Origin of the sequence: Rhizobium sp. AC27/96, from assembly GCF_001692325.1 — a bacterium.
Lineage (GTDB): Bacteria > Pseudomonadota > Alphaproteobacteria > Rhizobiales > Rhizobiaceae > Rhizobium.
Genome location: NZ_LXKN01000016.1, coordinates 57,388 through 84,114, shown reverse-complemented (window position 1 = coordinate 84,114; position 26,727 = coordinate 57,388). Strand labels below are relative to the sequence as shown.

The following is a 26,727-nucleotide window of genomic DNA, read 5'->3' as shown; positions in this document are numbered from 1 at the left end:
AACTTACGTCGGCTCGTCAGTGGCTTTCTTTTTCCTGCGACGGGCTCGCCATGCCGCTATCCGAGCAAGGTCACTGTCCGAAACCCTGAACAAATCCTCGATCGTGACATTCCACTCGCGCTGCATCTTGTCGAGGGTCGACAGCTTGACATCCCGCATGCCGCGGGTGACCTGAGACATATAGGCTTCCGACACGCCGAGCTGCTCGGCCAGGTCCTTGTTCGTCAACCGGCGCTGGGCCTTCAATCGCATCAGACCGATGGCGAGCCGCTCCTGAAAGGAGAGCGACTTCAGGTCAACCATGTTCGAAAGCTGATCAGCGCCATCGTCCCTCACCCGCGTCATCGAATGATATCCTCACCCGGAGGGTCCATGAACGCGTCGCCGTACGGTAGGCGCCGATAAGGGGAAGCGAGAGCGCGCCGACAGCTGCTTGAATATTTCAGAGTTCTACCGCTCATTCGATGCATGACGTTATTCTGAGACCAAGAAGGTAAGCGCAAACGGTTGTTGTTCATCTCTAGCATGCGACTGTTCACAAGTCCGTTACGCTCAATACACCGCGGCCGACAGCCGGTGCAAGAGACCGATTGCACGCCGCGAGAAGGATGCTCCAGTCAGGCCCTGCTTCCCGCTGTTATTGATGTTTCCCCGTGTTTGTACACCAATCTCCAATTGCGCCAAACTTTAACTGCGGTTAAATTTTTGTCGGTTCTATCAAAGGGAGAAAACTGATGGTGTGGCTCGAGCGGTTTGGCTATCGGTTTGACACGCGGCGGTTAGGAATAGCGGCCCTGTTCCTGGCACTCGCATTCGTCGCTGCTCGGGTGGCCTTTAGAGATAGTCTGACCCTGGGCTATGCGATGGTCATCCCCTCCTACATCTTCCTGTCCGTTGCGATTGAAGGTGCTCGCACAGGGAAAGGCAGCTTTTGGGACATTCGCGGTTGGGCGGAGACGGCCATCGCCGTCGCTGGTGCCGCGGGTGTCGGATATCTCGGCTTCAGCCTTTGGTCGATCGGATATTGACGGCAAACCATGCGTATCGTGGTCCGCAACAGCTCGACCCATGTGTTGTCTGAACTGAGCGACCGCGAGGCGGTCGCGTTACGGGCATGGTACGGCAACGCTGCCTCCAACGACGACGAGGTGATCGCGCTTGCGATTATCCGGCGCGTCAAGGTTATGAATGGCTGGATCGAATGCGACTGTCTGGGCGGGCGACACCAGCCGCTACTTGCCCCGATCCAGCAGGAACGCACGTTTACCCTGCGACGGCTAACCGCGAAGGATGAGGTCCCCGGCCGACACGACAAGCGACCAAATCACGCGCCATCCTGTCCATTCCATGTCGACAAGGACGCCGACCCCGCCCTCTTCGATCGTAGCTTTCATCTTCGCCCACTGCCGAGATCGGATCGCACCTACATCGATGCACTTCCCGCCATTCCCATCCGCCTTGCCGATGTCTCAGGTCAAGATCCCTCCCGGTCGACAGAACGAAACGACCGGCCATCACGACTCGGAGGCATCCTGTGGCGAATGCTCGAGAAGGCGGGCACCAACGTGGTCCCGCCGCTACAGGACGAGCCCGATCTCAAACTCGGCAATCAGCTCGCCCGGCTGCGCTCGGCCGCGAGGGAACTCAGGGTGCTCAGGACCTGGACACTAAATGCGCTTCTATCGACCTGGGCTGCGGACTATTGGAATCCCGACAGCCGTTGGCAACGGTTGCTTGCGACCTCCCGCCCCGACTGGCTTGAAGGACTTCGCCGCACCGGGTTCATGCTGCTGTTCTCAACCAGCGTATCCACGCAGGCGATCATGCCAGCATCTTCCTCGCGAACAATGGACATCCTTGCGAAGGTTCGACAGCCGCTCCGCGGCGATCCGGCAAGTCGAGGGCCATTTCTGACCCTTCTGAACGTGGATTTTCAGGAAGACGATGAAGGCCCGGCTCGGGCTGTGCAGGCCTACGCCCAGCCGGTCTACAACGGCGATACGCTTTTCCCCGTCGAGTCCGGATTTGAGCGTGACGTTTCCCATCTGCTATTCTGGCTTCAGCAATCGCTCTTCGACGCTGCGCCAGAACTCCGGATCTCCATTATCAAGCCACTCTTCGCGTCGGAAACGCCCATAGGTCTTTGCAGACCAGACTTCGTCTTGGAAATTGCATATAGAGATCACCCACCGCGCAGACTCCTCGTTGAGGCCTTCGGGATGGAGACGGAGGAATATCGGGAGGCCAAGGAAAAAACCATTCCGCGAATGAAGCACCTCGGGCCAATCTTCGGCATTTTTCCGGAGGACCTTACCGGACCGAATTCTGAAAATACTGGGCGGCGGCTGCAGGCGTGGGTCGTCGACAAGTTAGGAGATCGCTGAAACTTGCGGCGGAACGCCGGGTCGATGATCCACGTGGTAGAAATATCTTGGGCGGCTCTCAGGCGCCCCGGGATGGGTGTGCCCACTCGCCATCAAGCTCGGATTCCGCTGCCTCGATCAGAGCCACCTGAGCACGGGATCGTATCTCCGGTGGGCAGCTGCCGAATATGGCGGACACAAGCCCTTCCGCGAGTTCGGCGATCGTCGGCGTCAGGTCCGTCGGAAACAGGTGGTCCTCATCTACACCTACTCCCCGGCGTAAAAGTTGTGCCTTGATAGCGCGCTTCTCCACGACACGCTCCTTGATCATCAGCCAGCGGCCGGCGTTAGCCTTGGCTGCCGCGACAATCCGTTCGAAACCGTCGTCTTTATAGAAATTTCGATTTGCGAGGTATCTGATTTCGGCCATGCATCTTCTCCTTCCGTCAGCCCAAATTAAAACTGGCAAATGTCCCATCCCAATCTCAGGCGCGTATTCCCCATTTCGGCACTTACCGCCTATTCAACCCGGTCGGCGTCGTCATGTCGCGCGCTGTCTTCGCGCAGCGGATCGCGAGCAAGATTGGCAAATTCGCGCAGAAATGCCTTCGAACTGTCCTCAGCCAAGCGTCCGGAGAGGGTTCCGATCAAGAGCTCGACATCGGCGTTCAACTCCATCGGGTCGAGCGAGCCCGCGTCAGCCTGCTCAAAAATTGCGTCGTTCAAGGCCTTGATGTCCGCTCCGAATGCGCCCCGGACCTCCTGTCGCCGCAGGAGGACCGATCCAGGGGAAGTTCCAGCCTCGTCTTGGATATCCGAAGTGCGATCAAGCCGATGTCGAGGTCGTGGAGATCCCTGATAGACATTACGATCCAGCTTCGCCTGATCTATCTCGATACGGACGTTCTCGACCTCCATGGGACCGGAACCGCGCGCAGCTGGGCGCGTTGCTGGGGGATTGGCCGTCGTACCGGGTCGCTTGTTCTGCTCAGCTTTCTGGTTTTCCTCCCGAGGCTCGTCCTCCGAGACGCCGGCTTCGCGCGTTTCGTCGAGATCCAGACGCTGACGAAGTTCATCGAGCGACGAGATATAGACATGACGTACGCCCTCCTTGACGATGAAGCGGACGCTCTGTGCCTCCCGGGGTCGCTCGATGGCACCCAAATCGACGTCCATTCCGGCGCCCGACAATTGGCTCGCCGTTCTTGCGAACGGCGTTGTTTCAGGCGCTGGCGCGCCGGGCCAGACGGCCTCGCTATCAGCGATCGTCCACTCGACCGGCTCCATGCAGGGCCTGATTACTGGCTTGAACTTCTGAACCTTCGAAAACATCCGCTCGCCACCCGAGTCGAGCTTCATGATGCGCATGAGCGGCATGCCGGTGACCTGAAGGATCGCTTCCTCCGGCTTCATCATCATCAACGTGTTGACGGGAAGAAGGTCGACCGACACCGGCACCTTCGAGATCGATCGTTGCCTGCGACCATGCCGATGGGAATAGGAGGACTGCTCTACCCACTCCGTCGTCCTTCCGGCGGCGGCTGAGACGGCGGCCGCGTCCTCCTGGTTCTGGAAGTTCATGAACAGCTTGATCGTCGAAGCTCCCATCAGAATCTTCTGGCCAGAGCGCTGGTAAAGCCGCTCGAGCTGGGCACCGTCCTGCAGGATGAAGACGAAGCGAACGCCGTTCTTGCGGATCAGCGGCGCAAGAGTCAGCACGGTGTCTATGCGGCCGCCATTGCCGAACTCGTCGAGCATCATCAGCACTTCGTGCTCGCCATTGCGTAGCGGTCCCATCTGCACGAGCTTGTCGGCCATCTGCTGGATGAACATCGAGATCAGTCGCTCGTAGATCTGCATCGCGTTCCAGTCAGCCTGGATGAAGATCACCAATTTTCGCGTTCTGATCGTGTCGATCGGGATCGTGGTAATCGAGGTCAGCGCCTCCACGAGAGGGTTCTGTAAGAAATTGAGCTTGGCAACGATCTCCGCCGCGATACCTTCCCCGAGTTTTTCGTGCCGGCCGGCAAACTTCGTGAGCTGCATGCGGGTCTGGTCGGAAAGGACCGCCTCGTAGTTTTCCAGCAGCTGGATGATCGCCTTCCGCTCGTCCGACATCGAATTGAGAATGCGGTAGAGTTCGCTCAGCGACTTGCGGGTATCAGGGCATTCAAGCACGAAGCCGAGCATCGCCGTGAGCAGAATTCTGGCACTCTCCTCCCAGAAGTCGGAGGAATCGGACCGCAGGCGCTCCGGCAGCAACATCTGCGTCAGTTTCTGCAGGTCGGTGATCCGCTGGTTGGGATCGGCACTGATCAGGTCGAGTGGATTGTAACCGTCTGTAAATTTGGATCCTGGTGCCAGCAGGAAAATCTCGTAGCCCCGGTCCTTCAGATAGCCCGACGTCTCCTCGAACAGCTCGCCGCTCATGTCGAGGACCATCTGCGATCCCTTGAAGCTCATCATCGTCGGAATGACGAAGCCGCGCGACTTGCCCTGTCCCGGCGAGCCGATGACCATAACATGCTGGTCGCCATCGTTGCGCAGAAGAAGGCCCTGCTTGAGACCGAGCACAATCCCGTGCTTATCGCGCAGCCGGAAATCGGCGGCATCTTTCAGGGTCGCCAGCCGCGCCTTGCCCATGATCATGCGCTGGCGTTTCTGGATCGCCGCCCCAATCGGAAACCCAACCAGCGCTCCCGCCGCGGCCAGACCGGCGAGCGCCGCAAGCACTATCTGGCGTGACGGCCGCTGAAACGTACCGGCCGCGTCGGTGGCTCCAAAGGGGACCTGATACATCGCCGCGAGATGGGCCCCATAATAATCGGCGATAGCGGCATACCCACCAGCTCTGCTTGCGACGAGATAGAAGACAACGCCGTAGACGATCACGGCGGCATAAGCAGCCGCGAAGATGAGTGCGGTATGCGCGATCAAGGTGAACATCGACCGGATATGCAGGAGGTAGAGGATCTTGCGCGACAGCGCCCTGCCGCCTTTGAGCATCCACAAGCACAAAAGGAAAAACAGAAACGGCGAGGCCAGGACTAGAGCCAAGATCGAGAGTCCGACGGTGTTTCGCGCGCGGATGACCGACCATGTGTAGGCAATACTGTCGAGAACGCGGGCCTGCGCAATGTAGTCGTAATAGGAGGTCGACCCGAAGGATGTGACGTACAGGTCGTAGATCAGCGTGAAGAACAGCAGCCATATCAGCACGGCGCCGAGAACGGCGACCGGGAATGTGAAGGCCGAGACCTCCTGAAACTTCGTCCACTTCGGGCGTTCAGCCTCTGCGCCCGTGGATACGCTTGCCATCTTCGTCCACCTCGTCTGCAAAATAGATCTCGCTGACACCGCGGCCGCCGGCAGCATCGCTCTTCTTCAACTGGACCACGATCGGGATGATCGAGCGGATGTAGCGGATGATGTCGTCGCGCTCCATGCGAACATTGCTGTTGAGCACCAGGGTCGACAGCCGGTTGAAGGCATGATGCGGAGAATTCGCGTGGATGGTCGACATCGATCCCGGATGACCGGTGTTGATCGCGTTCAGGAAGTCGAAAGCCTCGTCGCCGCGTAGTTCGCCCATGAAGATCCGGTCGGGCCTGAGGCGCAGTGCAGAGGCCAGAAGGTCGGTCATCGTGACTCGCGCCTCGCCCTGGCCGCCTTTCGAGACGAGCAGCGAGACGACGTTTTCCTGGCGCGGTTCAAGCTCGGCCGTGTCCTGCATCAGGATAAAACGCTCATGGTCCGGGATCGCCGTCAGCATCGTATTGAGGAATGTCGTTTTGCCGGTGGACGTGCCGCCCGAGATCAACATGCTGCGATGGTTGATCGCCGCGAGCTCCAGAAACGCGCGCGTCCTTCCGGCCCGCAGCAGGCGCGATAACTCGATATCGACATCATCGATATAGTCGTCTCCCGTCACCTTGGTGAAGCGGAAAGCTCCGGCTCTCTCGTAATCGTCGAGGTCGAAGCGTCGGATGAATTGCTTGCGGATGGAAAAGGCGTGACCAGTGGCCGACGTCGGATTGAGCACGAACTGGACGCGCTCGCCGTCGGTGAGCGTCGCCGAGAGCAGCGGACGTTCGGCATTGACGGTCTGCTTGGTGAACGAGGCAGCGCGGGACGCCATATGGCGGATCGCCTCCTGATCAAGCCCATCGATCTCTTGCCTGATCATGCTGAGCTGGCCGATCCGCTCGAGCCAGATTTCGTTGCTGCGCTGGCAAGAAATCTCGACCACCACGGGATCGTCGAGAAAAGGTCGGATGGGTTCGAGCGCCTCGGAGAGAAAATGCTGTTCGGCGGAGATCGACAGGCGCGCGTTCATTTGGCGGCCTTCTTTCTGCGCAAGCGGTCGAACTCTTCGCGCACCGGGTCCGGATAGAGATCCGAGAAATCAAGGTCCCGCGTCACGAACACCGTAATATCGGAGCCCTGAGCAATATGGATCGTCGGCTTGATGTTGCGCGTATCCTGGAAGGCCTCGGTCGCCAATTGCTGGATGCCCGATGCGATGGTCTCGGAGGCGATCTCGCGCGCGCGATCCTGTGACGTGGTGCCGTTATCCTGGGGAATGCTGGTCACGGTTCCGTCCGTATTGACGATCGTGATGTTGCGATCCTGTTTCTGACCGAGCTGGGCAATGTATTGCGTCACCCCGCCGATCATGGTCAGGAGCGCCGGCGGTCCGAACCGCTCCCAATATTTCCGATCGACGACACCTGTCATGCCGGAGCGGCCGAGACGGTCCGTACCGTAGGAGCCGAGCTGGACCGAAACGCCGTCGCCGCGGATCATGCGCGTCCAGACGATGAACAGGCGTTCCTGGCCGCGTTCCACACCAGACTTGTAGTCGCCGATCAGCGAGGAGCCGGCGGGTATCAGGATGCGCCGGCCGTCGAAGGAATAGACATCCTCTCGGACGATCGCCTTCACCATGCCGGCAAGGTCGGAATTGACCGCCGTCTCCAGCGTGCCGCGGATCATCGTGCCCTGCGGGATCCAGGCATCGATACGGCGGTTCTCGGCGGCGACCGAGACCTCCACCCCCTGGCCACCCATCGCTTTCAGAAAGGCGCGATCACCATCGACCGCCCCGCCAGTGTCCCCAATCGCCGTAGATGCTCCGGCCGTGCTGTTCGCCCCGAACAGACCAGCTCCTGAAGTATCGGACGAAGCCCGTGCTGCACCGTTCGTTTGTTCGGACTGATCGAAGACAACGGCTGTAGAGCGCACGCGCTCGAGAAGCTTAGCCTGCCGGGCGAGCTCGATGCATTTTGGATTGTCCGGGTTGTTTCCCCTTGAGCAATCGACATCGACCGGCGGCGCGATCTGGACCGGGGCCGGGATCACAGGGGCCGGCGGAGGGGGTGGTGGCGGAGGTGGCGCCTCGGGCACCTGGACAGTCGGCAAGGGCGGCGGCGCCGGCGGATTGAAACCTTCGTTTCTCGGCGCCTGGACCGGACGGAACTCTTCCCGTGGGGTGTTGTCGACTGTCGGTTCCCGCTCCCCGCCGGAAAACAGGAAATAGAGAACGACGCCGATGCCGGCGATCGCCGCCACCACGGCGACCGGCCGCATCAGCCCGATGCCCGAGCGCCTCACCTGCCCGCCAATCGCTGTGTCGTTTTCGATGGAGTGATAGTTCGGATCAGACATCGTGCCTCCCTATCGTGATTTTGATGCGGCGCTGACGCCCGCCGAGCCCAGCCGCTTGGGCGCCACCGCTCCCTCTATCGGCGCCGGCACATCGGCTGGAGCGGTCTTGAGATTGAACAGGCAGGTCTCGTTCTCGGTGCCGTAGCGCAGCGTCCACTGCCGCGAGACCGTGTCGATGACGATGTAGTCCGCCTCACGGCGATAATTGACGAGGCTCTCCCGCCGTTTGTTATCGACGATAAAGATCGCCGGCACATCGCCGGTGAATTTCATGAAGGTCTTCAGGCCGTCGTCGAACACCCACAGTGGCTTGGCGGTATCGCTGCCCTTGAAGCCATAGTCGTAATTGACCTTGTCACGGCGGATGTTCTTGATGTTGGGATTGCGCTCGGCGTCCTGCGCCTGCTTCCAAAGCTCGGCCGTGCCCTTTAAACCAGCGTCTTCTGGGTACATGAACTGCAGCTTGAAGGTCTGGTTCTGGATGGCCTTGCTCTCGTTCACCTCCAGATCGAACGAATAGGTGCGCTTTGTGGTCACGACCGAGAGGTTGGTCGGCGCGTCTTTTTCCATCGGCTTCAGGGTGAGGGAGCGCCTGTCAGCCGATGTGAGTATCTGCCAGGAGACCGTGTCACCGGCGACGACCTGCGTGATCTCCTCATCGGCACCGAACAGGATGGTCGTCACCATCCCGTAAGTGCCGGTCACGACGAAGACCTGCTCGGCCGAATAGGGCAAGGTCCGCACCCGAGGATCGAGCCTGCCAGGCCGGGCAATGAGCTCGGCCTGCGCCGATGATGTTGCCAGGAGCAGTGACATGATCATTCCAGCCATCCTCCGACTCATTGAACGAGCCCCGAAGGCATGGTTTCAGGAACTTTCACATATTCGGTGACCACGAAGCCGAGCGGGTTATAGAGCCTAACCCGATTGCTGGCAGGCAGATTGATCTGCCGGTAGCGAACCGTCGCGGACCACCGATTGACGACCTCGCCTCCCCGCTCCCGCTCTCTCGTCTCGAAGCGCACTGACATGGTCGAGGCGTTGAGCGGATTGACCGACAGGATTTCCGGCCGGATCTCGCCAGTCGTTCCCATGGTCTTGACCGGGCCTCTCGGATTGGAAGGGTTCATCCACTCCGAATAATCCTTGAAGGCTGCCGCATCGGGATCCGACCAGAGGGCGATCATGTCGAAGTTTTCGGAGAGATAGCGGGGATCGTAGGTCTCGCGGCGGATGACGTAGTTACCCACAAACGAGGCGCGAACGGCCTGGATTTCGGAGACGTTCGAGCGGTCCTTGTCGAGCGTCGTCACTGTCTCCATGTAGCCGGTGTTCTTGTCGACGATCAGCGGCACGACCTCGGTTCGAACGAGCGGAAAGAGCTGCGCAACGGAAAAGGACAGAACGCCCGCGACGATCCAGCCTGCCACTGCAAAGACCAGCAGGATGAGACCGATCAATGTCCGCAGCGAGCGGTTCTTCTCCCCCCATGAGAGGTGTTGATCGTAGATGTCTTGCGGGCCGGGGACACGATCGGCCGGCGCCGGCTTCAATTGCCTTTTGAACAATGCCAAATCTCAAACCTCGAAGTCGCAATGAGTAAATCTCTGATCCTCGTCGCCACAGCCTCATTCGCTGTTGCGACGGCGATTGGTAAGCATACGGCCGAGAGCGCCGGCGCCCGCGACACTGCCGCGACCCGCAAGTGCCGCGGCCGTCACGGCGCCCCTTGGGCCGGCTAGCGTGCTAAGTGCTATTGCCGCAGCCTGGCCGGCGCGGGAATTACTGGAGGAGAGGCGCCTGCGCGCGGTATTGTAGGCCGTGTCCACGCCACCCCCGCCCGGAACGCTGGAGAAGGCCGCGCCGTAGGCGAAGGTCCGGGCGAAATCCGGTACCTGGAAGATGAAATAGGAGATCAGCGCGAGGTAGAGCACCATGGCGAGCACGATCGCCAGTGCGTTCTCCTTGGTGGCCATGTCGCCGTTGATCGTATCCATCATGCCGATCAGGAATCCGAACGACAGCCCGGCCATGATATAGGTAAAGAGCAGCATGAACATGCCGTAGGCAACGCCCCTCACCCAGGCGTCGAAGACAAAGCGGGTAATGCCGAAGAAATAGCAGAGAATGGCGATCGGACCGATTGCAAGCATGACGGCGGTGATCATCTTGGCAAAGAGCGTGACGCCTGTGAGGATCAGCAGCATCGGCAGCAGTCCGAAGACCAGCACGATAAAGACGACGACGGCGCCTGTCACATTCGGCAGCCATCCGGACTCGTAGGAATTGAAGAGCTGCATGGCAAAGTCGTAGACTTTTCGCGACATGCTGGCGACTTGCTGGGCGATGTCCGTTCCGGCCGATTGCCCACCCATCGCTGAAGATATCGCGGATCCCAGATCCTGGGGCGCCGACAGCACGAACTGGCCGATATTGTCGTAGAAGAGCGCCCAGGACATGATGAGGGCATAGGCAAGCGTGATCTTGAATGCTGTGATCGCCATGTCCTGAAGCGAAACGCTAGACAGTCCGAGCGCGCCCCAGAGGAAATAGAGGATCAGGAATATCGCGAGGATGCCGGAAACGAGGTTGCTGTTTTCGGCAAACAGCCCCCAGGCCCTTTCCAGAGAGGCCTCGTTGATCTTGTCGAAATATCGAAGCGCGTCGCCATAGAAATTTATTGCGTAGCTGACGGGATCCATGTGTCATCCTGAAAATTATTGACCGGTCGCATCGGGCCGCAATCGTGCTTGACGGCGCCCGCGACCGCATTCTCAACGGCCGTGGTCGTGGGCTCGGATACGAAACCGAGTGCCGGCACAGGGTTTTCGTCAGCCGAGCATTTCGCGAGCTGCTCGTACTTTCCGGCGCAACCGGCGAGCACTGCACCGGTGAACATCAAGACAAGAAACGCCCTCACTGGTTTTGATCCTCAAGGGCCTTCAGCTGATCGCGAACCGAAGCGCCTTGCGTCTGCGTCGCACCGTCACGCATCACGCTGTCGGGAAGCGGGGCGAAGGTCTTGAGGTTCTGCGACGACGTTGCAAGGGCTGCCTTGTACTGCTGGTTCAGGAGCATGACCTGGTTGTTCAGCGAGCCGACAGCCTCGTTGGCGGTCTGGTTGCCCTGAAGCACCATCTGGGTGTTCTCCTCCAAGGCCCCTTTCAGATCCTTCGCCGTTCCGATCTGCTGTGTGGCCTGCATGAACGAGTTCTGCCGATCTTTCGTGGCGCTGTTCATCGCGTCGGTAAGGGCCGTCAGCGTCGTCAGGGCATTGATCCCCTGCGAATAGGCCTGGTTTGCGCCCGAGAGTTCGCCGCCCTTGACGGTATCGACCACCATCTTCACGAGGTTGAGGCCGTTGATCAGTTTGGCTGCGGTGTTCTGGAACTGGCCGCCGATCCCACCGAACACTGCGGCGTTGCTCGATAGCACCGTGCTAAAGTCTGGCGCCTGTCCCATGCTGAAGCCATTGCCGGTCGCGAGCTTTGCAAACTGGCTGGCATCCTGCGTCCGGTCTCCGGTGATCGCTTGAAGGGTTTTCGTCGTGTTGTCTTTGACGACGGAGGTGTCCTGCTGGATCTCGGAGGACAGGCGCTTAATGTCCTGACTGATGGAGATGTTCTCCGAATCTTTGACGGGGACCTGCGCATGTGCGTGTGAGACGAGTAGGATGGCGAATGCCGGTGCGATCACTGCTGTCTTCATATGCCTAACCTCACTTCGTTGTTCAGTTTGCTGTCGGCCGGGAATCGACGACCGTGACGAGGCCGAGTGCTGGATCCTGCATCGCCGTGAAGGTCGCAACCGTGCCATTGCTGCGCGCCTCATCCTGCAGGTCGGACAGCCAGCGCTGGATTTGTTCGGTGGTGGCAGAGGTCGGCACGGCAAAACAGCGCGTGCCACCGGTGTCGATGATGTTGGTCGGGCACCGAATCTCGGCCATGACAAGCGAGCCGTCGTGATCTCCGGAATTTCCACCACCACTGCCGCGCAGGCTTGCCGACGACGATTGCAGCCCCGCCTGCAGGCGCTGGAGATATTGCTGGTTCGCTGCGATGGATTTTCCAAGCAGATCGTTCCACACCGAACCTCGCTCGACCTGCGCCTGCGTGTTGCGGTCGACGGCCTTCTTCAACTGCTCGCCGCAGCCATTCCCGTAGCTGGCGGTTTCGGTCTCGGTTGGGGCCTCCGTTGGCGTCCGATCGCCATTCTGAGCCTTGTTGCGGGCATAATAAGCAGAGACCTTTTTGACGTAGTCCTGGGTCTCCGGAATGTTGGGAATCTGGCCGTTCTGCAGCGACAGCCGATAGGGGCCGGCATTGTAGCCGGCGGCGATCAGGTCGTAGCGGTCGCCGAACATCCCCTGGAGCTGCTTGATGTATTTGACGCCGCCGCGAATATTGTCGCGCGTGTCATAGGGGTTGACGCCGAGCTGCGCGGCGGTACCCGGCATCAGTTGCATGACACCGGTGGCGCCGACCGCCGACCGTGCCGATTGGCGGAAGCGGGACTCCTGCTCGGCGATCGCCAGTGCGAAATTCGGATCGACACCCTGCCGGATCGCCTCCTCTTCGACCATGCTGGCGACTTCCTGCTGGCTCGGCGTCCGCTGGGCTGGCGCAGCCGGTGCAGCGTTTCCACCCATGCCGTCGGCCGAGCAATCGGCGGGCGCCCCCGAACCCTGACCGGGCGCGAAGCTATCGGTCGTGCCGCCCGAGGCACCTTTGACCTTGCGAGTATCGGCCTGATAGGACTGATACCAGTTCAGGGTCGCCTGCTGGATCTTTTGCCGAGCGTTGTCGATCACCGGTAGCTGCGCATGGCCCGCGGTTCCGGCGAAAAGTGCGACGATGGCGAAAGCGCCGGCCGCGGCTCTCTCAAGACGCTTTGCGTTGCTCATCGACCGCCACCCCATCCCAGTCGCAGAATTTCGACAGCCAGTTTTTTGGATCGTCGCCATATTCGTCGAGCAGCATCTCCACCTCGCGGACCGTCTCCTCGCGACCGGACAGCACCTTGATGAAGTCCGGCATGTGAGACATGTCCACGCGGGCGATCACGCTGTTCTTTGCCTGCTTGATCAGCATGAAACGCGAGCTCGGATCGCCGTTCTTCACCCATTCGAACTCTGCCCGCGACAGGCCAAAGTGATCCATGTAGGAGCCTTCATCCGCCTTCGGATTGGCAAAGAAGATGTTCGTCGATGTCTGTTCGATGATCGTCCGGCTGACGCTGGAGCGCACCACATCGTCGGCCGACTGCGTGCCGAAGATGACGAGACCGTTCCGCTTTCGGATGGTTTTGAAGTAGTCCTTCATGGTGCGCTTGAACTCGTCGTCGTCGAGCAGCTTCCAGGCTTCATCCATCAGATTGATGATCGGCGCCCTGCCGTCGTAGATCTCGTCCAGCCGGTGAAACATGTAGAGAAGGGCTGCGGTGCGCACCGTCGGATCGTCGAGGATCGACGTCATGTCGAAGCCGATCATCGGTCGCGAGATATCAAGATTGTCCTCGGCATTGTCGAAGAGCCAGGCGTAAGGCCCCTTGTCGACCCATTTGTCGAGCCGGGCGATCAGGCTGCCCTCGGTCCTCTCGCTGCCGGCGAGCAGTGCGCGCAACGACGAAAGACGGCGGTACGACCTGTCCTTCGTCTTGAGGACGGATTTGATCGCATTGCGGATGATTGATTCTTCTTGCGGCGTCAGGCTTTCGCCTTCCTTAGACGGCTTCAGCATGAAGCTCAGGAGCCCGTAGAGGAAAACGCAGTTCTCCTCAGTATCCTCGAGCAGCAGCGGGTTCCAACCTGACGGCTGGCCGGGCTCCAGCGTCATGTAGGTTCCGCCCGCCGCCCGCACCATGATGTCGAGGCCGCGATCCTTGTCGAAGACGATCGTCTTCAGGTGGGGACTAACGCGGTAGGCCTGCAGGATAAGAAAGGACATGATGACGGTCTTACCCGACCCGGTCGGGCCGAAAACGGTCGTGTGCCCGACGTCACCCTGGTGGAAGTTGAAGAAGAAGGGCGTGCCTGACGTCGTCTCGAAGATCGTGATCGCCGGCCCCCAGTGGTTGCCGTCGGGTTTGCCATAGGGATAGGCGTGAAAGCTGCTTAAGCCGGCGCAGTTCAGCGTTGAGATCAGTGCGCGGCGCGCGATGTAGGCCTGGTTGCCAGGCAGTTGCGCCCAGTAGGCGGGCTCCGCATTCAGGTCCTCGCGGACATAGGAGGCGCCGAGTGCGCCAAGTTCGTTGCCGATCAGGGCGACCGCGTCGTCAAGCTGGGCTGTGGTTTTCGCGATCGGCATCACGGTGAGATGATGCTCGGTGAAAGCGACCCGTTTGCGGGCAAGTTCGTCCCGAGCGATGTCAAGGTTGGCCTGAACACTCGATCCGCCTTCGTCGGCCTTCGTCATCTGGCGGTCCAGCCGTTCGATCCGGCTACGCGCCGTCATATCGTCGACAAAGGACATCGACTGGGTCAGCACCAGCTCGAATGGCAGTTTAAGGACATAGTCGAGCATACCGGCACCGGTCTCTGGCGGATATTCTTTAAGAGAGACCATCGCCGCGTAACGATCGTCGTCCGATCTGTCGCCTTGCAGGTGAATGACGCGGTTGCCGATCGATGTCCTGCGGGCCGGCAACATCTCGTCGATCGGAATGTTTCCAAGCCGGATCGGCCGGACGCGTCCGCCATTGAGGAGCGTATAAAAGAACTCGCATTGTTCGGAGAACCAGACTTTGCGGGCTGCTTCGTCAATCACCATGTCTTCTGAGACGTCGCGGAAGATCGTCCTGTTGTCGCCGACGTCAACCTGTATGCGTTGCACGTCGCGCAGAACCTTCGGGGCATAGACGGAAAGCGATTTCTCCAGTGCCCGCGTCGCCTCGATCAGCTTGTCGCGCATTGCCCGGAATTGTTCCTTGCGCACGATCGTGCCGCCGGCGCCCATGAGGCGGGAAAGCGCCGAGCCCTTCCGGAACATTGGGCGCACGACGAGGGAAACATAAGTGTCGTTCACGAACATCTCGTTCTTCGAGATGCTGGCCTGATAAACGTGATCGAGGCGCTGCATAAAGGGATCGGCGAAGACGGACGGCAACGACGGCGCGACCTTACGTCTGACCACATGCGTATAGAGTGCGAAGCTGCCGATCGAGGAGATCGCACGGAAGCCGGCGTTACGCTGCCGCTGCAGCATGTTGATCGTTTCGATATCGGCGGTCTCGAAAGAAAAGCCGGTGAGCTTCAGGGTCGAGACGAGGCAGTCGTTCTTCAGGCGAATGATGCCGTTTTCGATCGGCACATAGAAAGGGACGTGGGTTGCGACACGGCGATCCGCGAAAATTTCCCAACCCTTCGATAGACTGCCTTTCAGCGATCTCGCCATCGTGTTCATCGCTCACACCCCGTAGGTTCTGACGCCACCACCGAGCTTCCGGCCAAGCGGGTTGACGCCACACATGCTGAGGCGTCCGACAATCTCGAAGAACCAGAGGTCGAGCTTGACGGTGAGCACATAGAGAATGCCGTGCAGGACGACGAACGAGACCGGAAACCAGAGGATGGATCCAAGGATCATGAAGGCCATCAGCGAGACGAAGCACTCAGCGAGGAAATAGGTGTAGGGAATCCCCATGACCGTCGGCGGGCGGGTCAGCGCGAGGATGACGGGATAGGATTCGATATAGTCGTCACCACCGTCAGCGTCGTTTCCTGCCGCCATGGTCATGCTCCCCCGCCGGCGAGGAAGTCGACGAGCTCGGCTGCGGCAAACATGCCGGCAAGGCAACCGGCGACGCGCAGGAGGGCGCCCCAGGACCAGTATCCGAAGGCAGCGGCGAGAAACATGCCGATGAAAGCGATTGCTCCGACAGATCGACCGAACGGGCCGGTGAAGAACTGCACCAGGCGATCTGCCGCCTGTTGCAGACGATCGAGGTTTTGCGCCGCTGCCGGCTCGTATTGACTGATGAGCAGGATCAAGCTCGCGGCAACCACGATAGCGGCGTTGCCGAGCCATTTTCGCCTGGCCATGGAGGACCAGGCAACGCTGCTGTAGAGAATGGCCGTCTGGACTGCCAACGCGATCGGATTCATCTAAACACCTCTTCCTTGACAATTTTGACCGGCCCACCGGTGTTCTTCCGCTCCTCCTCATGTTGAGGACGAACGTCTGGCGGGATCGGCGTTGCGGCTGAGAAAACAAGCATGGGGGATTTTGCCCGCTCGGCAGGCCCACTGTGGCGCGGCGAGCTGGAAACATTCGCCGAAGTTCGGGTTGTGGGCGAGACAATCGGCGTGGCCGCTGTGCCGGTGTAATACCCGACGACACGGGTGACGTAGTCGGCGGTTTCGCGGATCAACGGCAGGGAATGGCGAAGGTCCACGTTGGGCTCGCCTGCATTATAGGCGGCAGCGACCAGCACAGGATTTCTGTACTTGGCGATCAGAACGCGAAGAAACCGCGTGCCCGCGCGGATGTTCTGTTCGGGATCGGTCAGATCAGTCGCACCGAAAGCATCACCGATCCGCGGCATAACCTGCATCAATCCGACGGCGCCGGCGGGGCTGACGAGGCGTGGATCGAAACTGGCATTCTCGGCTCGCATGACCGAAAGCACCCAATTCGGGTCAACGTCCTCCTTTCCGGCGATTGTCAGTGCGAGCCTGGCATAGCCCTCCGGGACTCCGGATAGAAGACTGGGACGGGCCTGTGTCGGCGTCGCGCTGACATCGATCTGAGGGTCAGTTGCCGGGTCGTTGATCGGAGGACCGGACGACTGATCGTGCGCGTAGACGCTGATAAGCGAATGCACGGCGCTGTCGCGCCGTGCATTCGTGCTGCCAGCCGCATCTCCGGATGATCGCCCAGCCCTGTCCGACCCTTCGATCACATCCAAGGGGGCAGCGCTGGATCGGAACAGATCTTCAACGATCGGTCCGTTAAATCGCTCGTCGAAGTTGGTGGAATCGATCGTCGGCACATCCTGCGACGAAGCAACAAAACCAGATGACGCCGGATTTGGTGGCGGTAGGACCGCGACCTTGTCCGCCTTCGGCTCAATGCCGCTCGAACGATGATCGACCTGTGGCGATATTCCCGAACTAATATGACCGCTGCTGTCGTCTGAGCCGGAGGCAAAACCTGTAAGTAATAAGGCCGATGTTCCGGCGATCCACAGTGCGCTTCGCGACCGTGTGTTGTGCGGTCTGTTTTCAGGCGAAAGCGGGACGCGTTCCATGGCTGAACCAGTGCAAATTATACTGCGGTATAAGAATTTGAACTGCATTCCTCCACGGAAATCAACCCAAAAATTTAACTGGAGTGTAATTATGCCGTCGTGGCAAAAGGTAGGAGCGACGGTTTCCCGAGAAGAATCAATCGCGTAGGCGTGACCATTTGTCTGGGTTCCAGCGATACTGGAGCTGTTCGCGGTCACCCAAAATGCGGGCGAGACGTACGGCCGTCCCGCCCTTGACCAGGACCGAACCAGCATCCGCACCTGATCGGGCGACAGAGATTCGGCACACGAAATTGGGCAATTCCGGTTGTATCCTCGTCACCTGATAGCAGGACTCGACTTGGTAGCGTTGGCCATCGTCGGCAATCGACAGGCCCCTCTCCTGGACGGGACCAAGACGCTGGCGTCCGAATTCGGTGCCATATTCCAGCACGCATTCGACGATGTTGTCCCGATAGGCTTTGCAAGCTGTGAGGCTGAGATACGCAAACGGCGCCCGCGGCTGTGGTCGCGGCCCCTCAACCTGATGAGCACATCCGGCCAGCACAGTAATCGCCGCCAGAGATCCGAAGAGCTTCGTGAAAGTCCGCATAGTGTTGCTTTCTAGCTTGCCTGCCGATAACCGGCATTTTCGAGGGCTTCGAGAAAAAGATCGCGGGCAAGCCCGCAATAGGGTGAGGATGGCTGAGCTAGGTGAAGCTGGGTGAGCATCAAACCGAGGTCGAAGATGGTTGTCACGACGTCCTTCAGGTCATCGTTGAAGGCGTCGCGCAACATCTCGCGGCCCTCGTGGCCTTTGACCACGATGGTGTAGTCATCACGTGCAACGCTATGCCAGAGTTCGATCGTGCCGGTTTCGCCGATTTCGCTTTCCGTGTCGCAGACTAGCAAGAGTGCATAATCCGGATCGCGCATTGCGCTTTCCTCTATAGAGGTCTCCCCACAAAACTCCGTCAGCACCGCGTCAGAGGCAAAGAGTAGCAAGCGCTCATTCACTAGAAGGCGCTCTTGGCCAAGTCGAACAAAGCCGTTCATGACCGCGGAGCGGATTGCAGCGGGTGGAAGATTTTCTGCGCAGTGTTCGCAAATCGATGTCAATTGGCCGCCCAGAAAAGCGAAGGCGCTATGGAAGCGATTGACGACGGATCGCTCAACATTTTCGGTCTGGCCGCCCAGCGCCTCGACGAATGCGAATGCATCAAGTGGCCCGTGGGACTTCACCAGTATTTCGCATCCCGGCGCGGACCCTGCGTCACCCAACAAACTCGAAGGGCCAACCACGACAGCGGCGGACCGCGTCTGTGCACCACAGCCCGGGCAGTCCGCTGAAAATGGCACCTTGTACCATTCTTTCGTCAGGAGGGATCGATTGTGTATCAGTGTCAAACCCCATTCTTGAAGAAACTGAATACCGCCTGGTCCGCAGCTTTGACCGAATGAATAACTTATACTCCGGTATAATTTTATCAGTAGCAGATGGCTTGCTCAAGCGGGAAAAAGCCTGATACTTAGACATGTCGGGGTCCGTGGTAGATATGTAGATGCTCGGTTGATCACGTCGCTCAGTTGGCCCCGCTAACGCTGACGGTTTCAATAGAGGCGTTGCCGAAGTCATGTTGTCGCCGTCTTGGTTGTTGCGAAAACCGCAGCAACCAGGATTGCGATTATAACCTTGCCAATTGAGGGAATGTCCAAAGACGCAGACCGCGGGGACGCGCTTTCACCGTTTCGCGAAATGGGTGAATCCCTCATTCACCGATGCGCCGGATCGCTCAAATGCCTGTTCGCAGAATGAGCTGTTCGCTGAGCCGCCCAATCGCGCGCCCACGCAAACACCCATTGAGCGATCTGCGTATTCACCGATTCGCTGATTAACGGGATCGCCTAAACACGCATTCGCCGGATCGGTGTCTCACCATTTCACGGATTTGCTGCTTCGCCGATCTGCCGTTTCACCCGATGGCCCAATCACTGCTCCACTCATTCGCCGACGTACCGATACGCCCAAACGGTGACGCACCTATTCACATATGCACGGATTCGCCTATTCGCACATTCGCAAGCCGGTCCAATCGGCGAACCACCTATCGACGGGTTCGCCCATTCGCCGATTAGCGCAAGCGCCTGATCTCCTAGATGCTGCTGCATTTCACAGCGGCCGGAGACTCTTGCCCCAAAGAGCCGGCTCCCAGCCTCCCCTCCTACCGGCTCGACGTCTCTCCCTCATGGCCTTGTTTCGTTTGAGAAATGAAAGACCGGGAAACCCTCGCTCGCCTTTGAGGCGATCGCCCCTCGGGCGAAACGGCTAATGGTATACCAATAGCCTATCCTGCCATCTTCTAACCAATCGGCCTGGCCACCGTGCCCGAGGCGCCGATGCTGTTGCGAGTCGTCAGACAAAGCAACAGCGATCACAGGCTATGGCCTGTGATCCGCGCCCGAGGAACAGCACGGTGGCCAGGCCGATTGGTTAGAAGATGCTGAAGCGAGCCGTCGTCGTGAGCAGTCGAGAGAACCGTCACCGGAGGTGACGGGTATCAACGACATGCGAACGATGAGACGGCGAGCGCCCCGCAGGAGAGGACGAGCACCTGGAGCGAATGCCCGAAGCATGAGGGCGTAGCGCAAGGTACTCGTCCTCTCCGTCTTGTTTGGGGAAGTCGCGGCAGCGTCCGCTTAACCGGCCCGAAAGGCCGGGCGGGTCTCGACCCGCACCACAGGGAGAGGGGAGTTTGAGGGGAGAGGCGGCAAGTCTTTCTCCTCAAAACCGTGCGCAGGCTCGATGCCTGCAAGCGGTCAAGCCAACGCAAAAGACGAAAGGCGAGAGGCGGCTCCGCCGCCTCTCGCCCTGCAACCTCAATCGTAGACGACGCGCGCAACGCTGATGGCGATGCCGGTCTCGCGCGCAATATCACGGATGATCGTAGCGAGGGGACCGATCTCCGTATCGCTCACAGAGACGGTCGTCGGATAGCTGATCTCGATGCCGTCGCAGTCTGCCGACAGTGCGTTATACCACTCGCCGCCGTCGACCCGATATTCGTGGGTGTCGAAATCGATCTCCAACTCATCCAGCAGGACAATCCTGCAGCGGGCGAGGATTTCTTCCGCACCTTGAAGCTCGCACGAGATCATGCCGTCTGGATCATCTCCAGAAAGCAGCTCGCGCTGCAGATCCATGATGTGGCGCGTCGAGTCGATCGCTGCATCGAGACCGGCCAGCAGGCGGTCGTGGAGCGTCTTTGAGAATTCATCCTCGCAACCGATACGGTTTGCGCTCACGAGAAGCTTGAAGCCAGCGAGCTTGGCATAGAACATGAGAAAGTTGAAATCAGACATAAGAAGCCTCCTTTTCGTTCTGACGAAAAGGCGCCCGCATTGGCGACCCAAGGGGTCAAGGATCGCGATTAGCGACCGCCAGCGGCGGCGAGCGGAGGAACCGATTTTTTCGTCGTGTCGCGTCAGCGGCGCGGCGGAAAAATTGGAGGGGCCGCGATGTCCTTGAGGCCGCCGGGGCGAATGCGACAATAGGAAGTCAGAGAGAGATAGACCACGGCGCCGGCAGGCGCCGTGACCGCTTGCCGAGCGCAGCCGGCCCTGCAGTCTTTCCGCTTCCCCTGACGCCCGACAATCGCGCTAGGGCGCGGCAACCGCGAGAGGGGCGTGACCCGAATGGGCGGAGACCGCCTGCGGACTCCGTGAGCGAAAGTGAATAGCACCGTCCGCCGCAAGCGGCTCGCCCGGGTCATCCACCAATCATCATCGCCGTGAATCAATCAACACCGGCCGATTCAAATATGTCGTTGGACGCAAAGAGTTCCGTGTCCGATTCTGTGTTCCATGATCGCGCAGCGCTACCAGCTCTATGTCGAACGCACGGACGCCAGGAAGAACATGGCGCGCTACTATGCGATGTCGATCGAGCACAACCTGTTCGGCGAAGCCTGTCTGATCCGCCGATGGGGCCGCATCGGTGCCAGAGGCCAAAGACTGATCCATCATTTCGAGACGGAAGAGGAAGCGGTTGGGCTCTTCCTCCAACTCCTGCGGCAGAAGCGGAGGCGCGGCTACGGCCCGAGATCACGTTTACCGCGAGAGGTGATTGCTTGATCGATGACGGATGGAGGGACGGCCAAGCGATGCTTCGGGCGTGACGCGCCGGTCGACCCGGCGCATCACACCAGGCGACATGGCAAAGGCCTCCCTCAGAAGGGTGGCTCGGCGTCGATTGCGCCTTCCTGCTCTGCGGTGATCACGGCCAGTTCGGCGCGTGCTAGCTCCAGCTCGGATTCGATTTCGCGGCGTTCGGCCGGGTCGATTGCTTCGCGCAGTTCGAGGCAAAGCTCTTCAATGTATTGTTCCAGAAGCATCGTCGTCTCCTTGACGTTTGTGAAAGACGACGCGCGCGGTCATGGGGGCGTGGCGGGGTCAAGGATCGCGCCAGCGACCGGCGGAGCCGGCGAGTGGGGGAGCCGATTTTGTCGGAGCGCAGGGAACCGGAGCGGAGGCAAAATTGGGGGCACCGCTCGTCCTTGATGCCGTCATGCACCCATGACATCCTCGGACGGACTGAGCAGACATTTCCTCTCCGTATCGCACCCGAAACCGAAGGCGGGCTCGATGCCCGTCTTCGGGTCATCTGACCTGTCGCACGTGAATAACTGTGGAGATCCCGGAGTTTCCGGCCATTTGCAGCAGCGTGTCGATGACAGTTCCTGATGGCGATGGCAGGGATTCCGGGTCAAACACGATGCGGAGACATGAAATGACCACCACCAATGAAATCGCCGACAAGATTGCAGGCGAGCACCGCCTTACAAAGGTTCAGGGAAAAGCCATCGTCGAGGCGGTCATCGCCTCGATCACCGCGGCGGCGGTGGCCGGCAACGAGACCTCCCTCCCCGGCTTCGGCAAGTTTAAAGTCAAAGAAACGCCGGAGCGCGAGGCTCGCAATCCCGCGACTGGCGCGACGATCAAGGTTGCCGCCGCGAAAAAACTGGCGTTCACGCCAGCCAAGGCTCTCAAGGATGCGCTGAACAAGTAATCTTGCCAGACAAGCAAAAAAATAGTCCGGCGCCGTGCCGGGCTATTTCCGTTCTGAATTTGCATCAGCGCGCGGACGTCCGCTCAAGGAGATCCTGGATGATCGTGTCGCTGACCGCGTGATGCGCTTCGCGGGCATGGTCGTCCAGCAGCTTGTGAAGAATGCCGGACGCCAAGGGTATGAAGTCGAAACCGCGTGCGATTGCCGCGGTCCTCAGTTGCGACAGTGTTTCGAACTCCCGGAACTCCCTGCCCAGCCAGAGTTCAAGATCCTCGCCATCCGCGTCCGGAAATGCTTGGAGGAAGAACGTCTGAAGCGGGCGGTCGTAGCCGATAGTGGCATCCGGGTCAGCGTGGCGGGATGCGGTTCGGGTGACAGTGATCGTGTAGCGGCTCATGGCGGCCTCCTTTGGAATGAGGACGCCGGCCCCGATTTCGGGGCCGGCGGTCCGGTTCAGGCCGGGCTGTTCCAGAGGATGACCTTCTTGCCGGGCTCGCCACCGGGGGCGGGGGCGACGTTGCCGAAGATCACGCCGATTTCGGGTGCTTCGAGCTTCGTAGAGATGTACTCCTCGCCGGTCTGGCGGGAGATGCGGTTCCAGCCTGCGCCGATCTCGAAGCCGGTCTTGCGGTGGATGATGCGGTAGTCCGGGGCTTCCTCGCTCGCCTTGTTGGCGTTCGGGACGAGGGCGATCGGGGCGTTGACGCGGATGGTGGCGAAGATGCCTTCGAGTGTGCCGTCGGTCTTTTCGGTGAGGGTTGCGATCGTGGTAGCCATGGTGGTGTCTCCTTCGTTGCATCGGGACCATTCCCGATGGCGCCCGAAGAAGGGGCCGCGCCGCAGGCGTCACCGGAGCGCAGCGCAGGGGAACCCCTTGCGGGTTGACGCTGGTCGCGGCCGGTCCCTTAGAAAGGCGACATGAAGAACGGGAATGGTCTCTGAGTGCGACGTCGGCGGGAGTCCTGTCGTGGCGACCGGTTTGCGGCCCGCCGGACGTGCAGCGCTCGTGTCGGGCATTGCCGGCGTTCAGGTCAATGCACTCTCGCTGTCAATGGGCTGAACTAGATGCGTCTGATCCGCCCGACCTAGCCTATCGCCGTCTGCACAGACCGCTTCGGTCAACGCTGCATTCGAATTGCCATCCACCCTGACGGGACTTCAGTTGCACTGAAGCTCTTGTGGGTGACCGGGCATGATTTCGGGGCGTTGCTCCGGCGTCCGGTGATGGAGAGGTGCCAAGATCGGTCGAGAACGGCCGGCAGCCTGCCAGCCGACGCTGCCAGGGTCGGCATTGAGCATCGACGGCGCGCCAGCGATACCCAACGGCGGAAGACACACCCGGGATGCCGGCACGCCTCAATCGAGGCGGTTGACTCGGCCGGATCGGCTCCGCGCCTCAGCGAACATGCCGGCAATCTTCACCATGAAGGACTTGCTGAAGCGGCCGAGGATGTCCTGATCGGGCTCGATGTACCAGGAGCGCTCGACGATATCGTAGTTGTACTCGTCGACCATGATCCAGCTCTGCTTCAAGTCGCCAAGGCCGGCGCGCTTGCGCTCGATATCAGGGATTTCGAGAGCGCTCCGGCCTGCCTGCGGCGGCTGGGTGGTGATGGCCAGAAGCGCCAGATGCGTGTTTCCGTCGCTAGTGCCACGGATCGCGATGACGACGCAGACCGGGCGCTGCTTGCGCCCCTCGGTCTCGCCGCGCTGCTGCTGCCATGCCCAGAGATAGGGATAGGAGATGACCTCACCGGGGCGGAATTCACGGCTCATCGTCGTAGCCTTCGCCGCGCGCCAACCGATCGAGCGCCTCGTCGAACAGTGCGACATGCTCGTTGGGCATTTCAGAGATATGATAGGCACGGCGCGGATCGCCACCGGTGCGCATGCGCTCATAATGCTCGTAGCTCATCAGCACAAAACGCGGCTTGTTGTGACGGGTGAGAACGACCGGCTCGCGGCTTGCCGCATCGGTGACGTCGCCGACTTGTTTGTTGAGATCGCCTGTCGTGAACTGCTTCATCGATATGGTCTCCGCTTCGGTTTCCATATACTCCATGTTTTCCATATTTTCAAGAAATGGCGCTCACGCGCCGTCTCCTGTCTTCTGCCAGACCGGGATACCAAGGCGACGTGCCTTGTCGGCGAGGTTGCCTGATATACCCGAGCCGGGAAACACGATGACGCCAGCCGGCATGACGGAGAGCATGTCGTCGTTTCGCCGGAAGGGCGCGGCCTTGGCGTGTTTCGTCCAGTTCGGCTTGAAGGTGATCTGCGTCACCTTGCGGGCCTCGGCCCAGCAGGCGGCGATGCGCTCGGCGCCCTTCGGAGAGCCGCCGTGCAGCAGCACCATATCAGGGTGCTTGGCATGCGCCTGGTCGAGCTTCGCCCAGATCAGTTCGTGGTCGTTATAGTCCATACCGCCAGAAAACGCGATCTTGGTGCCGGCCGGGATCAGCACCTCGGTCTCGGCGCGGCGACGGGCGGACAGGAAATCTCTGCTATCGATCATCGCCGCCGTCATGTTGGCGTGGTTGACCTTGGAGCCGGTGCGCGGACGCCAGGACGAACCGGTCTGTGCCTCGAACAGGTCGGCCGAATAGTCGCGCATGAACTCGAACGCGTTACGGCGCTCCAAGAGCGTGATGCCTTCGGCAATGAGGCGTTCGAGTTCGACGCTCTTCACCTCCGAGCCGTCCTGCGCGCGCTGGCCGGTACGCTGCGCCTCCTCGTTGCGGTCGAGTTCGCGCTGGATGCGCTCGCCGGCGCGATGGAAGAGGTTGGGGATCGACCAGAACAGGTCTTCGAGATCGGGCTCCAGCCGGGTGTCGCCGAGCATTTCGGTGAAGCCGTCGAAGATCGCGGTGATGGCCGACTGGACTTGCGGCTCCTCCGGCAATGGCCGTGGATCGGGCTCGTCCTGGAAGGGGCGATAGCCGAAGACCTGCATCTCATAGATGAAGCGGTCGGTGGGAGACGAAGCGTGGTGGGGCTCGAAGGTATCGTCGGGGTTAAGGATCAGGTTCATGATGATCTCCGTTCGCTGGGCCGCGCCTCTCGCGGCCTGACGGCAACCCGGTCACGCGGGCCGAGGCCGGAACCGCAAGCAAAGCGCAGCGGCCCAGCGAAGCGCCGGGCGGCGGAAGAAGGGTTTCTTGCTTCGCGAGGAATGCCGAGTCGCCCTGCGACCGGCAGGGGAAGAAACCCGACTGACCCGCTGAAGGCCCGGAGGCCCGCGTGGTAAGGGTCGCCTCTCGGCAGGCCCGCGGGCGCGCCCACCCAGGAGGCATCCTCGGACCGTGCTTCACCAAAGCCGCCGGCCCCGCCCACCGGCCCCTTCCGGCCTCATGCGGGCAGATAAGCCATCGCGTCTTCCGGGGTGAGTTGAGCCCGCAGGCTGGCGGTCAGCCGGTCGGGACCCAGCCAGCGCAGATCCTCGTTGAAGTCGCCAAGTTCGGGCGACAGCACCAGCGGCAGGACCCCGCACTCCTGAGCCCGTCTGCTCAATCCCTCGATCCCATGCCGGCCCGCCGCATCAGCGTCGGCCGCGATATAGATGCGCAGGCATCCGGGCGGGAAGCGGAAGGCAGCGAGGTGATTGGCCGTGAGCGCCGCCGCCATCGGCATGCCGGGCAGCACATGCGAGAGCGACAGCATGGTTTCGAGGCCTTCGCCCGCCGCCAGGACCGGCACAGGCGCATTTACCGGAAAGCGGAAGCGAACGCCATTGCCGAGCAGCCCGCCCAGCGCGCGGCGGGGATCGTCCAACTTGGCCTTGCCGACCCCATCCGGGTCGAGCCCCGAGGACAAATAGGTGCGGTGGACGCCGGTGATCGCTCCGGCGGCGTCCGTCACGGCTGCGACCAATGCCGGATAACTGGTCGTCCGGCCCGTCACGAGATCGCGATAGTAGCAGGACGGGTGGAAACGGAGCGCGCCATGGGTGGATGCCCGCAGAATACCACGTTCACGCAGATAGGTGTCTGCGAGCGTACCCGCCAACGGCTGCGTCATTCGAAACAGCCGCCGTGCCCGTTCAGCCGTCGGCCGCTCGACCGGAGAGGCATCACCGCCGCGGGTCCTGCGGGCCGACACCGGTTCGGGGTGGGGCAGACTGAGAAAATGACGCGCCTCCTCGGCAACGTCGCGGAAATCGACGAGGCCACAGGTCTCGCGGACAAGATCGAGCAGATCGCCGAACTGGCCGGTCGCCGCGTCCGTCCAGCGGCCGGCGCGCGGGCCGATCAGATGCACGTAAAGAGACCGGCCCTTGTTGTTGGCGACGTCGCCGACGAGCCAGTAATTGCCGGCCCGGCGGCCGGCGGAGAGATAGTGGCGGCAGACCGACTCGGCGTTTTGCGCGAGACGGTCCGCCAGATCGGAGGCGGAAAGCATGGCAGGCCT

The 26,727-nt window shown here is 60.6% G+C and carries 29 protein-coding genes; 4 read left to right on the top strand and 25 right to left on the bottom strand.

All coding sequences use genetic code 11. From position 1 onward, the window contains the following. Positions 1–3: 3 nt before the first annotated feature. Positions 4–345, bottom strand: coding sequence for a helix-turn-helix domain-containing protein (locus tag A6U86_RS13190; protein WP_047636016.1), 342 nt, complete (start codon positions 343–345; stop codon positions 4–6). Positions 346–734: 389 nt separating this feature from the next. On the opposite strand from A6U86_RS13190, the gene A6U86_RS13185 reads away from it, so the two are divergent. After that, entirely contained in the window at positions 735–1,028 is a 294-nt protein-coding gene (locus A6U86_RS13185; RefSeq protein WP_047636017.1) for a hypothetical protein, read from the top strand. A 9-nt stretch (positions 1,029–1,037) separates the two neighbouring features. Next, positions 1,038–2,384, top strand: a complete 1,347-nt coding sequence (locus A6U86_RS13180) for a hypothetical protein (RefSeq protein ID WP_047636018.1) — start codon at positions 1,038–1,040, stop codon at positions 2,382–2,384. Positions 2,385–2,442: 58 nt separating this feature from the next. Here the strand turns inward: A6U86_RS13180 and A6U86_RS13175 are convergent, their stop codons facing one another. From A6U86_RS13175 to A6U86_RS13095, 17 genes are all read right to left on the bottom strand, one after another. Continuing rightward, complete coding sequence (locus A6U86_RS13175) at positions 2,443–2,793, bottom strand: hypothetical protein (protein ID WP_047636019.1); 351 nt, start codon at positions 2,791–2,793, stop codon at positions 2,443–2,445. An 89-nt stretch (positions 2,794–2,882) separates the two neighbouring features. Next, complete coding sequence (locus A6U86_RS13170; protein ID WP_047636020.1) at positions 2,883–5,681, bottom strand: type IV secretory system conjugative DNA transfer family protein; 2,799 nt, start codon at positions 5,679–5,681, stop codon at positions 2,883–2,885. After that, the gene (virB11, locus tag A6U86_RS13165) at positions 5,650–6,699 is read right to left on the bottom strand and encodes a P-type DNA transfer ATPase VirB11 (RefSeq protein WP_047636021.1); all 1,050 of its coding nucleotides are present in this window, start codon (positions 6,697–6,699) and stop codon (positions 5,650–5,652) included. The genes A6U86_RS13170 and virB11 overlap by 32 nt, the downstream gene beginning before the upstream one ends. After that, complete coding sequence (gene virB10 / locus A6U86_RS13160) at positions 6,696–8,030, bottom strand: type IV secretion system protein VirB10 (RefSeq protein ID WP_047636022.1); 1,335 nt, start codon at positions 8,028–8,030, stop codon at positions 6,696–6,698. The genes virB11 and virB10 overlap by 4 nt, the downstream gene beginning before the upstream one ends. 9 nt (positions 8,031–8,039) lie before the next feature. Next, positions 8,040–8,852 (bottom strand): TrbG/VirB9 family P-type conjugative transfer protein, encoded by an 813-nt coding sequence (locus tag A6U86_RS13155; protein WP_244509919.1) that lies wholly within the window; start codon positions 8,850–8,852, stop codon positions 8,040–8,042. A gap of 17 nt (positions 8,853–8,869) precedes the next feature. Next, complete coding sequence (locus A6U86_RS13150) at positions 8,870–9,604, bottom strand: virB8 family protein (RefSeq protein WP_047636024.1); 735 nt, start codon at positions 9,602–9,604, stop codon at positions 8,870–8,872. Positions 9,605–9,658: 54 nt separating this feature from the next. Beyond that, positions 9,659–10,732, bottom strand: coding sequence for a type IV secretion system protein (locus tag A6U86_RS13145; RefSeq protein WP_047636025.1), 1,074 nt, complete (start codon positions 10,730–10,732; stop codon positions 9,659–9,661). Continuing rightward, entirely contained in the window at positions 10,708–10,950 is a 243-nt protein-coding gene (locus A6U86_RS13140; RefSeq protein WP_052227961.1) for a hypothetical protein, read from the bottom strand. The genes A6U86_RS13145 and A6U86_RS13140 overlap by 25 nt, the downstream gene beginning before the upstream one ends. Further along, positions 10,947–11,738, bottom strand: coding sequence for a hypothetical protein (locus A6U86_RS13135; RefSeq protein ID WP_047636026.1), 792 nt, complete (start codon positions 11,736–11,738; stop codon positions 10,947–10,949). The genes A6U86_RS13140 and A6U86_RS13135 overlap by 4 nt, the downstream gene beginning before the upstream one ends. Before the next feature lie 22 nt (positions 11,739–11,760). Then, positions 11,761–12,933 carry a lytic transglycosylase domain-containing protein gene (locus tag A6U86_RS13130; RefSeq protein ID WP_047636027.1) on the bottom strand — a complete coding sequence of 391 codons (1,173 nt, stop codon included), beginning with the start codon at positions 12,931–12,933 and terminating at the stop codon, positions 11,761–11,763. Beyond that, positions 12,911–15,430 carry a VirB4 family type IV secretion/conjugal transfer ATPase gene (locus tag A6U86_RS13125; RefSeq protein ID WP_047636028.1) on the bottom strand — a complete coding sequence of 840 codons (2,520 nt, stop codon included), beginning with the start codon at positions 15,428–15,430 and terminating at the stop codon, positions 12,911–12,913. The genes A6U86_RS13130 and A6U86_RS13125 overlap by 23 nt, the downstream gene beginning before the upstream one ends. A gap of 3 nt (positions 15,431–15,433) precedes the next feature. Beyond that, the gene (locus tag A6U86_RS13120) at positions 15,434–15,757 is read right to left on the bottom strand and encodes a VirB3 family type IV secretion system protein (RefSeq protein WP_244509917.1); all 324 of its coding nucleotides are present in this window, start codon (positions 15,755–15,757) and stop codon (positions 15,434–15,436) included. Between the two features lie 2 nt (positions 15,758–15,759). Continuing rightward, a complete protein-coding gene (locus A6U86_RS13115) occupies positions 15,760–16,131 on the bottom strand; it encodes a TrbC/VirB2 family protein (RefSeq protein ID WP_047636030.1) in 372 nt (123 codons plus the stop codon). Further along, on the bottom strand, positions 16,128–17,474 hold the full coding sequence (locus tag A6U86_RS13110; RefSeq protein ID WP_244509915.1) for a lytic transglycosylase domain-containing protein: 1,347 nt from the start codon (positions 17,472–17,474) through the stop codon (positions 16,128–16,130). The genes A6U86_RS13115 and A6U86_RS13110 overlap by 4 nt, the downstream gene beginning before the upstream one ends. Next, positions 17,413–17,868, bottom strand: coding sequence for a hypothetical protein (locus tag A6U86_RS13105; RefSeq protein ID WP_047636032.1), 456 nt, complete (start codon positions 17,866–17,868; stop codon positions 17,413–17,415). Before A6U86_RS13105 ends, A6U86_RS13110 begins: the two co-directional genes overlap by 62 nt. Before the next feature lie 11 nt (positions 17,869–17,879). Further along, complete coding sequence (locus tag A6U86_RS13100) at positions 17,880–18,662, bottom strand: hypothetical protein (RefSeq protein ID WP_244509913.1); 783 nt, start codon at positions 18,660–18,662, stop codon at positions 17,880–17,882. Positions 18,663–20,132: 1,470 nt separating this feature from the next. Next, entirely contained in the window at positions 20,133–20,615 is a 483-nt protein-coding gene (locus tag A6U86_RS13095) for a hypothetical protein (protein ID WP_047636033.1), read from the bottom strand. 501 nt (positions 20,616–21,116) lie between these two features. Between A6U86_RS13095 and A6U86_RS13090 the strand changes: the two genes are divergently transcribed. Next, positions 21,117–21,386, top strand: coding sequence for a WGR domain-containing protein (locus A6U86_RS13090; protein ID WP_047636034.1), 270 nt, complete (start codon positions 21,117–21,119; stop codon positions 21,384–21,386). A 95-nt stretch (positions 21,387–21,481) separates the two neighbouring features. Here the strand turns inward: A6U86_RS13090 and A6U86_RS35615 are convergent, their stop codons facing one another. After that, positions 21,482–21,646: a hypothetical protein gene (locus A6U86_RS35615; protein ID WP_168600508.1), complete on the bottom strand. Its 165-nt coding sequence runs from the start codon at positions 21,644–21,646 to the stop codon at positions 21,482–21,484. Between the two features lie 380 nt (positions 21,647–22,026). On the opposite strand from A6U86_RS35615, the gene A6U86_RS13085 reads away from it, so the two are divergent. Further along, positions 22,027–22,320, top strand: a complete 294-nt coding sequence (locus tag A6U86_RS13085; protein ID WP_275507241.1) for an HU family DNA-binding protein — start codon at positions 22,027–22,029, stop codon at positions 22,318–22,320. Positions 22,321–22,384: 64 nt separating this feature from the next. On the opposite strand, the gene A6U86_RS13080 is transcribed toward A6U86_RS13085, so the two are convergent. From A6U86_RS13080 to A6U86_RS13055, 6 genes are all read right to left on the bottom strand, one after another. Beyond that, positions 22,385–22,717: a hypothetical protein gene (locus A6U86_RS13080; RefSeq protein ID WP_047636036.1), complete on the bottom strand. Its 333-nt coding sequence runs from the start codon at positions 22,715–22,717 to the stop codon at positions 22,385–22,387. Between the two features lie 56 nt (positions 22,718–22,773). Next, positions 22,774–23,097, bottom strand: coding sequence for a DUF736 family protein (locus tag A6U86_RS13075; RefSeq protein WP_047636037.1), 324 nt, complete (start codon positions 23,095–23,097; stop codon positions 22,774–22,776). A 579-nt stretch (positions 23,098–23,676) separates the two neighbouring features. Then, on the bottom strand, positions 23,677–24,096 hold the full coding sequence (locus tag A6U86_RS13070) for a hypothetical protein (RefSeq protein ID WP_047636038.1): 420 nt from the start codon (positions 24,094–24,096) through the stop codon (positions 23,677–23,679). Further along, on the bottom strand, positions 24,086–24,346 hold the full coding sequence (locus A6U86_RS13065) for a type II toxin-antitoxin system Phd/YefM family antitoxin (protein WP_047636077.1): 261 nt from the start codon (positions 24,344–24,346) through the stop codon (positions 24,086–24,088). Before A6U86_RS13065 ends, A6U86_RS13070 begins: the two co-directional genes overlap by 11 nt. A gap of 63 nt (positions 24,347–24,409) precedes the next feature. Next, entirely contained in the window at positions 24,410–25,351 is a 942-nt protein-coding gene (locus A6U86_RS13060) for a DUF2493 domain-containing protein (protein WP_047636039.1), read from the bottom strand. A gap of 317 nt (positions 25,352–25,668) precedes the next feature. After that, entirely contained in the window at positions 25,669–26,718 is a 1,050-nt protein-coding gene (locus A6U86_RS13055) for a toprim domain-containing protein (protein WP_068391587.1), read from the bottom strand. Positions 26,719–26,727: the final 9 nt, after the last annotated feature.

What these genes read in the sequence shown, in the direction of transcription:
- A6U86_RS13080 (WP_047636036.1), bottom strand. Translation starts at nt 22,717, where the DNA reads ATGAGCCGCTACACGATCACTGTCACCCGAACCGCATCCCGCCACGCT.
- A6U86_RS13065 (WP_047636077.1), bottom strand. Translation starts at nt 24,346, where the DNA reads ATGAAGCAGTTCACGACAGGCGATCTCAACAAACAAGTCGGCGACGTC.
- A6U86_RS13070 (WP_047636038.1), bottom strand. Translation starts at nt 24,096, where the DNA reads ATGAGCCGTGAATTCCGCCCCGGTGAGGTCATCTCCTATCCCTATCTC.
- A6U86_RS13190 (WP_047636016.1), bottom strand. Translation starts at nt 345, where the DNA reads ATGACGCGGGTGAGGGACGATGGCGCTGATCAGCTTTCGAACATGGTT.
- A6U86_RS13075 (WP_047636037.1), bottom strand. Translation starts at nt 23,097, where the DNA reads ATGGCTACCACGATCGCAACCCTCACCGAAAAGACCGACGGCACACTC.
- A6U86_RS13180 (WP_047636018.1), top strand. Translation starts at nt 1,038, where the DNA reads ATGCGTATCGTGGTCCGCAACAGCTCGACCCATGTGTTGTCTGAACTG.
- virB11 (WP_047636021.1), bottom strand. Translation starts at nt 6,699, where the DNA reads ATGAACGCGCGCCTGTCGATCTCCGCCGAACAGCATTTTCTCTCCGAG.
- A6U86_RS13120 (WP_244509917.1), bottom strand. Translation starts at nt 15,757, where the DNA reads ATGGCGGCAGGAAACGACGCTGACGGTGGTGACGACTATATCGAATCC.
- A6U86_RS13095 (WP_047636033.1), bottom strand. Translation starts at nt 20,615, where the DNA reads ATGTCTGATTTCAACTTTCTCATGTTCTATGCCAAGCTCGCTGGCTTC.
- A6U86_RS13130 (WP_047636027.1), bottom strand. Translation starts at nt 12,933, where the DNA reads ATGAGCAACGCAAAGCGTCTTGAGAGAGCCGCGGCCGGCGCTTTCGCC.
- A6U86_RS13055 (WP_068391587.1), bottom strand. Translation starts at nt 26,718, where the DNA reads ATGCTTTCCGCCTCCGATCTGGCGGACCGTCTCGCGCAAAACGCCGAG.
- A6U86_RS13145 (WP_047636025.1), bottom strand. Translation starts at nt 10,732, where the DNA reads ATGGATCCCGTCAGCTACGCAATAAATTTCTATGGCGACGCGCTTCGA.
- A6U86_RS35615 (WP_168600508.1), bottom strand. Translation starts at nt 21,646, where the DNA reads ATGCTTCTGGAACAATACATTGAAGAGCTTTGCCTCGAACTGCGCGAA.
- A6U86_RS13185 (WP_047636017.1), top strand. Translation starts at nt 735, where the DNA reads ATGGTGTGGCTCGAGCGGTTTGGCTATCGGTTTGACACGCGGCGGTTA.
- A6U86_RS13175 (WP_047636019.1), bottom strand. Translation starts at nt 2,793, where the DNA reads ATGGCCGAAATCAGATACCTCGCAAATCGAAATTTCTATAAAGACGAC.
- A6U86_RS13125 (WP_047636028.1), bottom strand. Translation starts at nt 15,430, where the DNA reads ATGAACACGATGGCGAGATCGCTGAAAGGCAGTCTATCGAAGGGTTGG.
- A6U86_RS13155 (WP_244509919.1), bottom strand. Translation starts at nt 8,852, where the DNA reads ATGATCATGTCACTGCTCCTGGCAACATCATCGGCGCAGGCCGAGCTC.
- A6U86_RS13135 (WP_047636026.1), bottom strand. Translation starts at nt 11,738, where the DNA reads ATGAAGACAGCAGTGATCGCACCGGCATTCGCCATCCTACTCGTCTCA.
- A6U86_RS13085 (WP_275507241.1), top strand. Translation starts at nt 22,027, where the DNA reads ATGCGGAGACATGAAATGACCACCACCAATGAAATCGCCGACAAGATT.
- virB10 (WP_047636022.1), bottom strand. Translation starts at nt 8,030, where the DNA reads ATGTCTGATCCGAACTATCACTCCATCGAAAACGACACAGCGATTGGC.
- A6U86_RS13115 (WP_047636030.1), bottom strand. Translation starts at nt 16,131, where the DNA reads ATGAATCCGATCGCGTTGGCAGTCCAGACGGCCATTCTCTACAGCAGC.
- A6U86_RS13090 (WP_047636034.1), top strand. Translation starts at nt 21,117, where the DNA reads ATGATCGCGCAGCGCTACCAGCTCTATGTCGAACGCACGGACGCCAGG.
- A6U86_RS13060 (WP_047636039.1), bottom strand. Translation starts at nt 25,351, where the DNA reads ATGAACCTGATCCTTAACCCCGACGATACCTTCGAGCCCCACCACGCT.
- A6U86_RS13170 (WP_047636020.1), bottom strand. Translation starts at nt 5,681, where the DNA reads ATGGCAAGCGTATCCACGGGCGCAGAGGCTGAACGCCCGAAGTGGACG.
- A6U86_RS13105 (WP_047636032.1), bottom strand. Translation starts at nt 17,868, where the DNA reads ATGCGGACTTTCACGAAGCTCTTCGGATCTCTGGCGGCGATTACTGTG.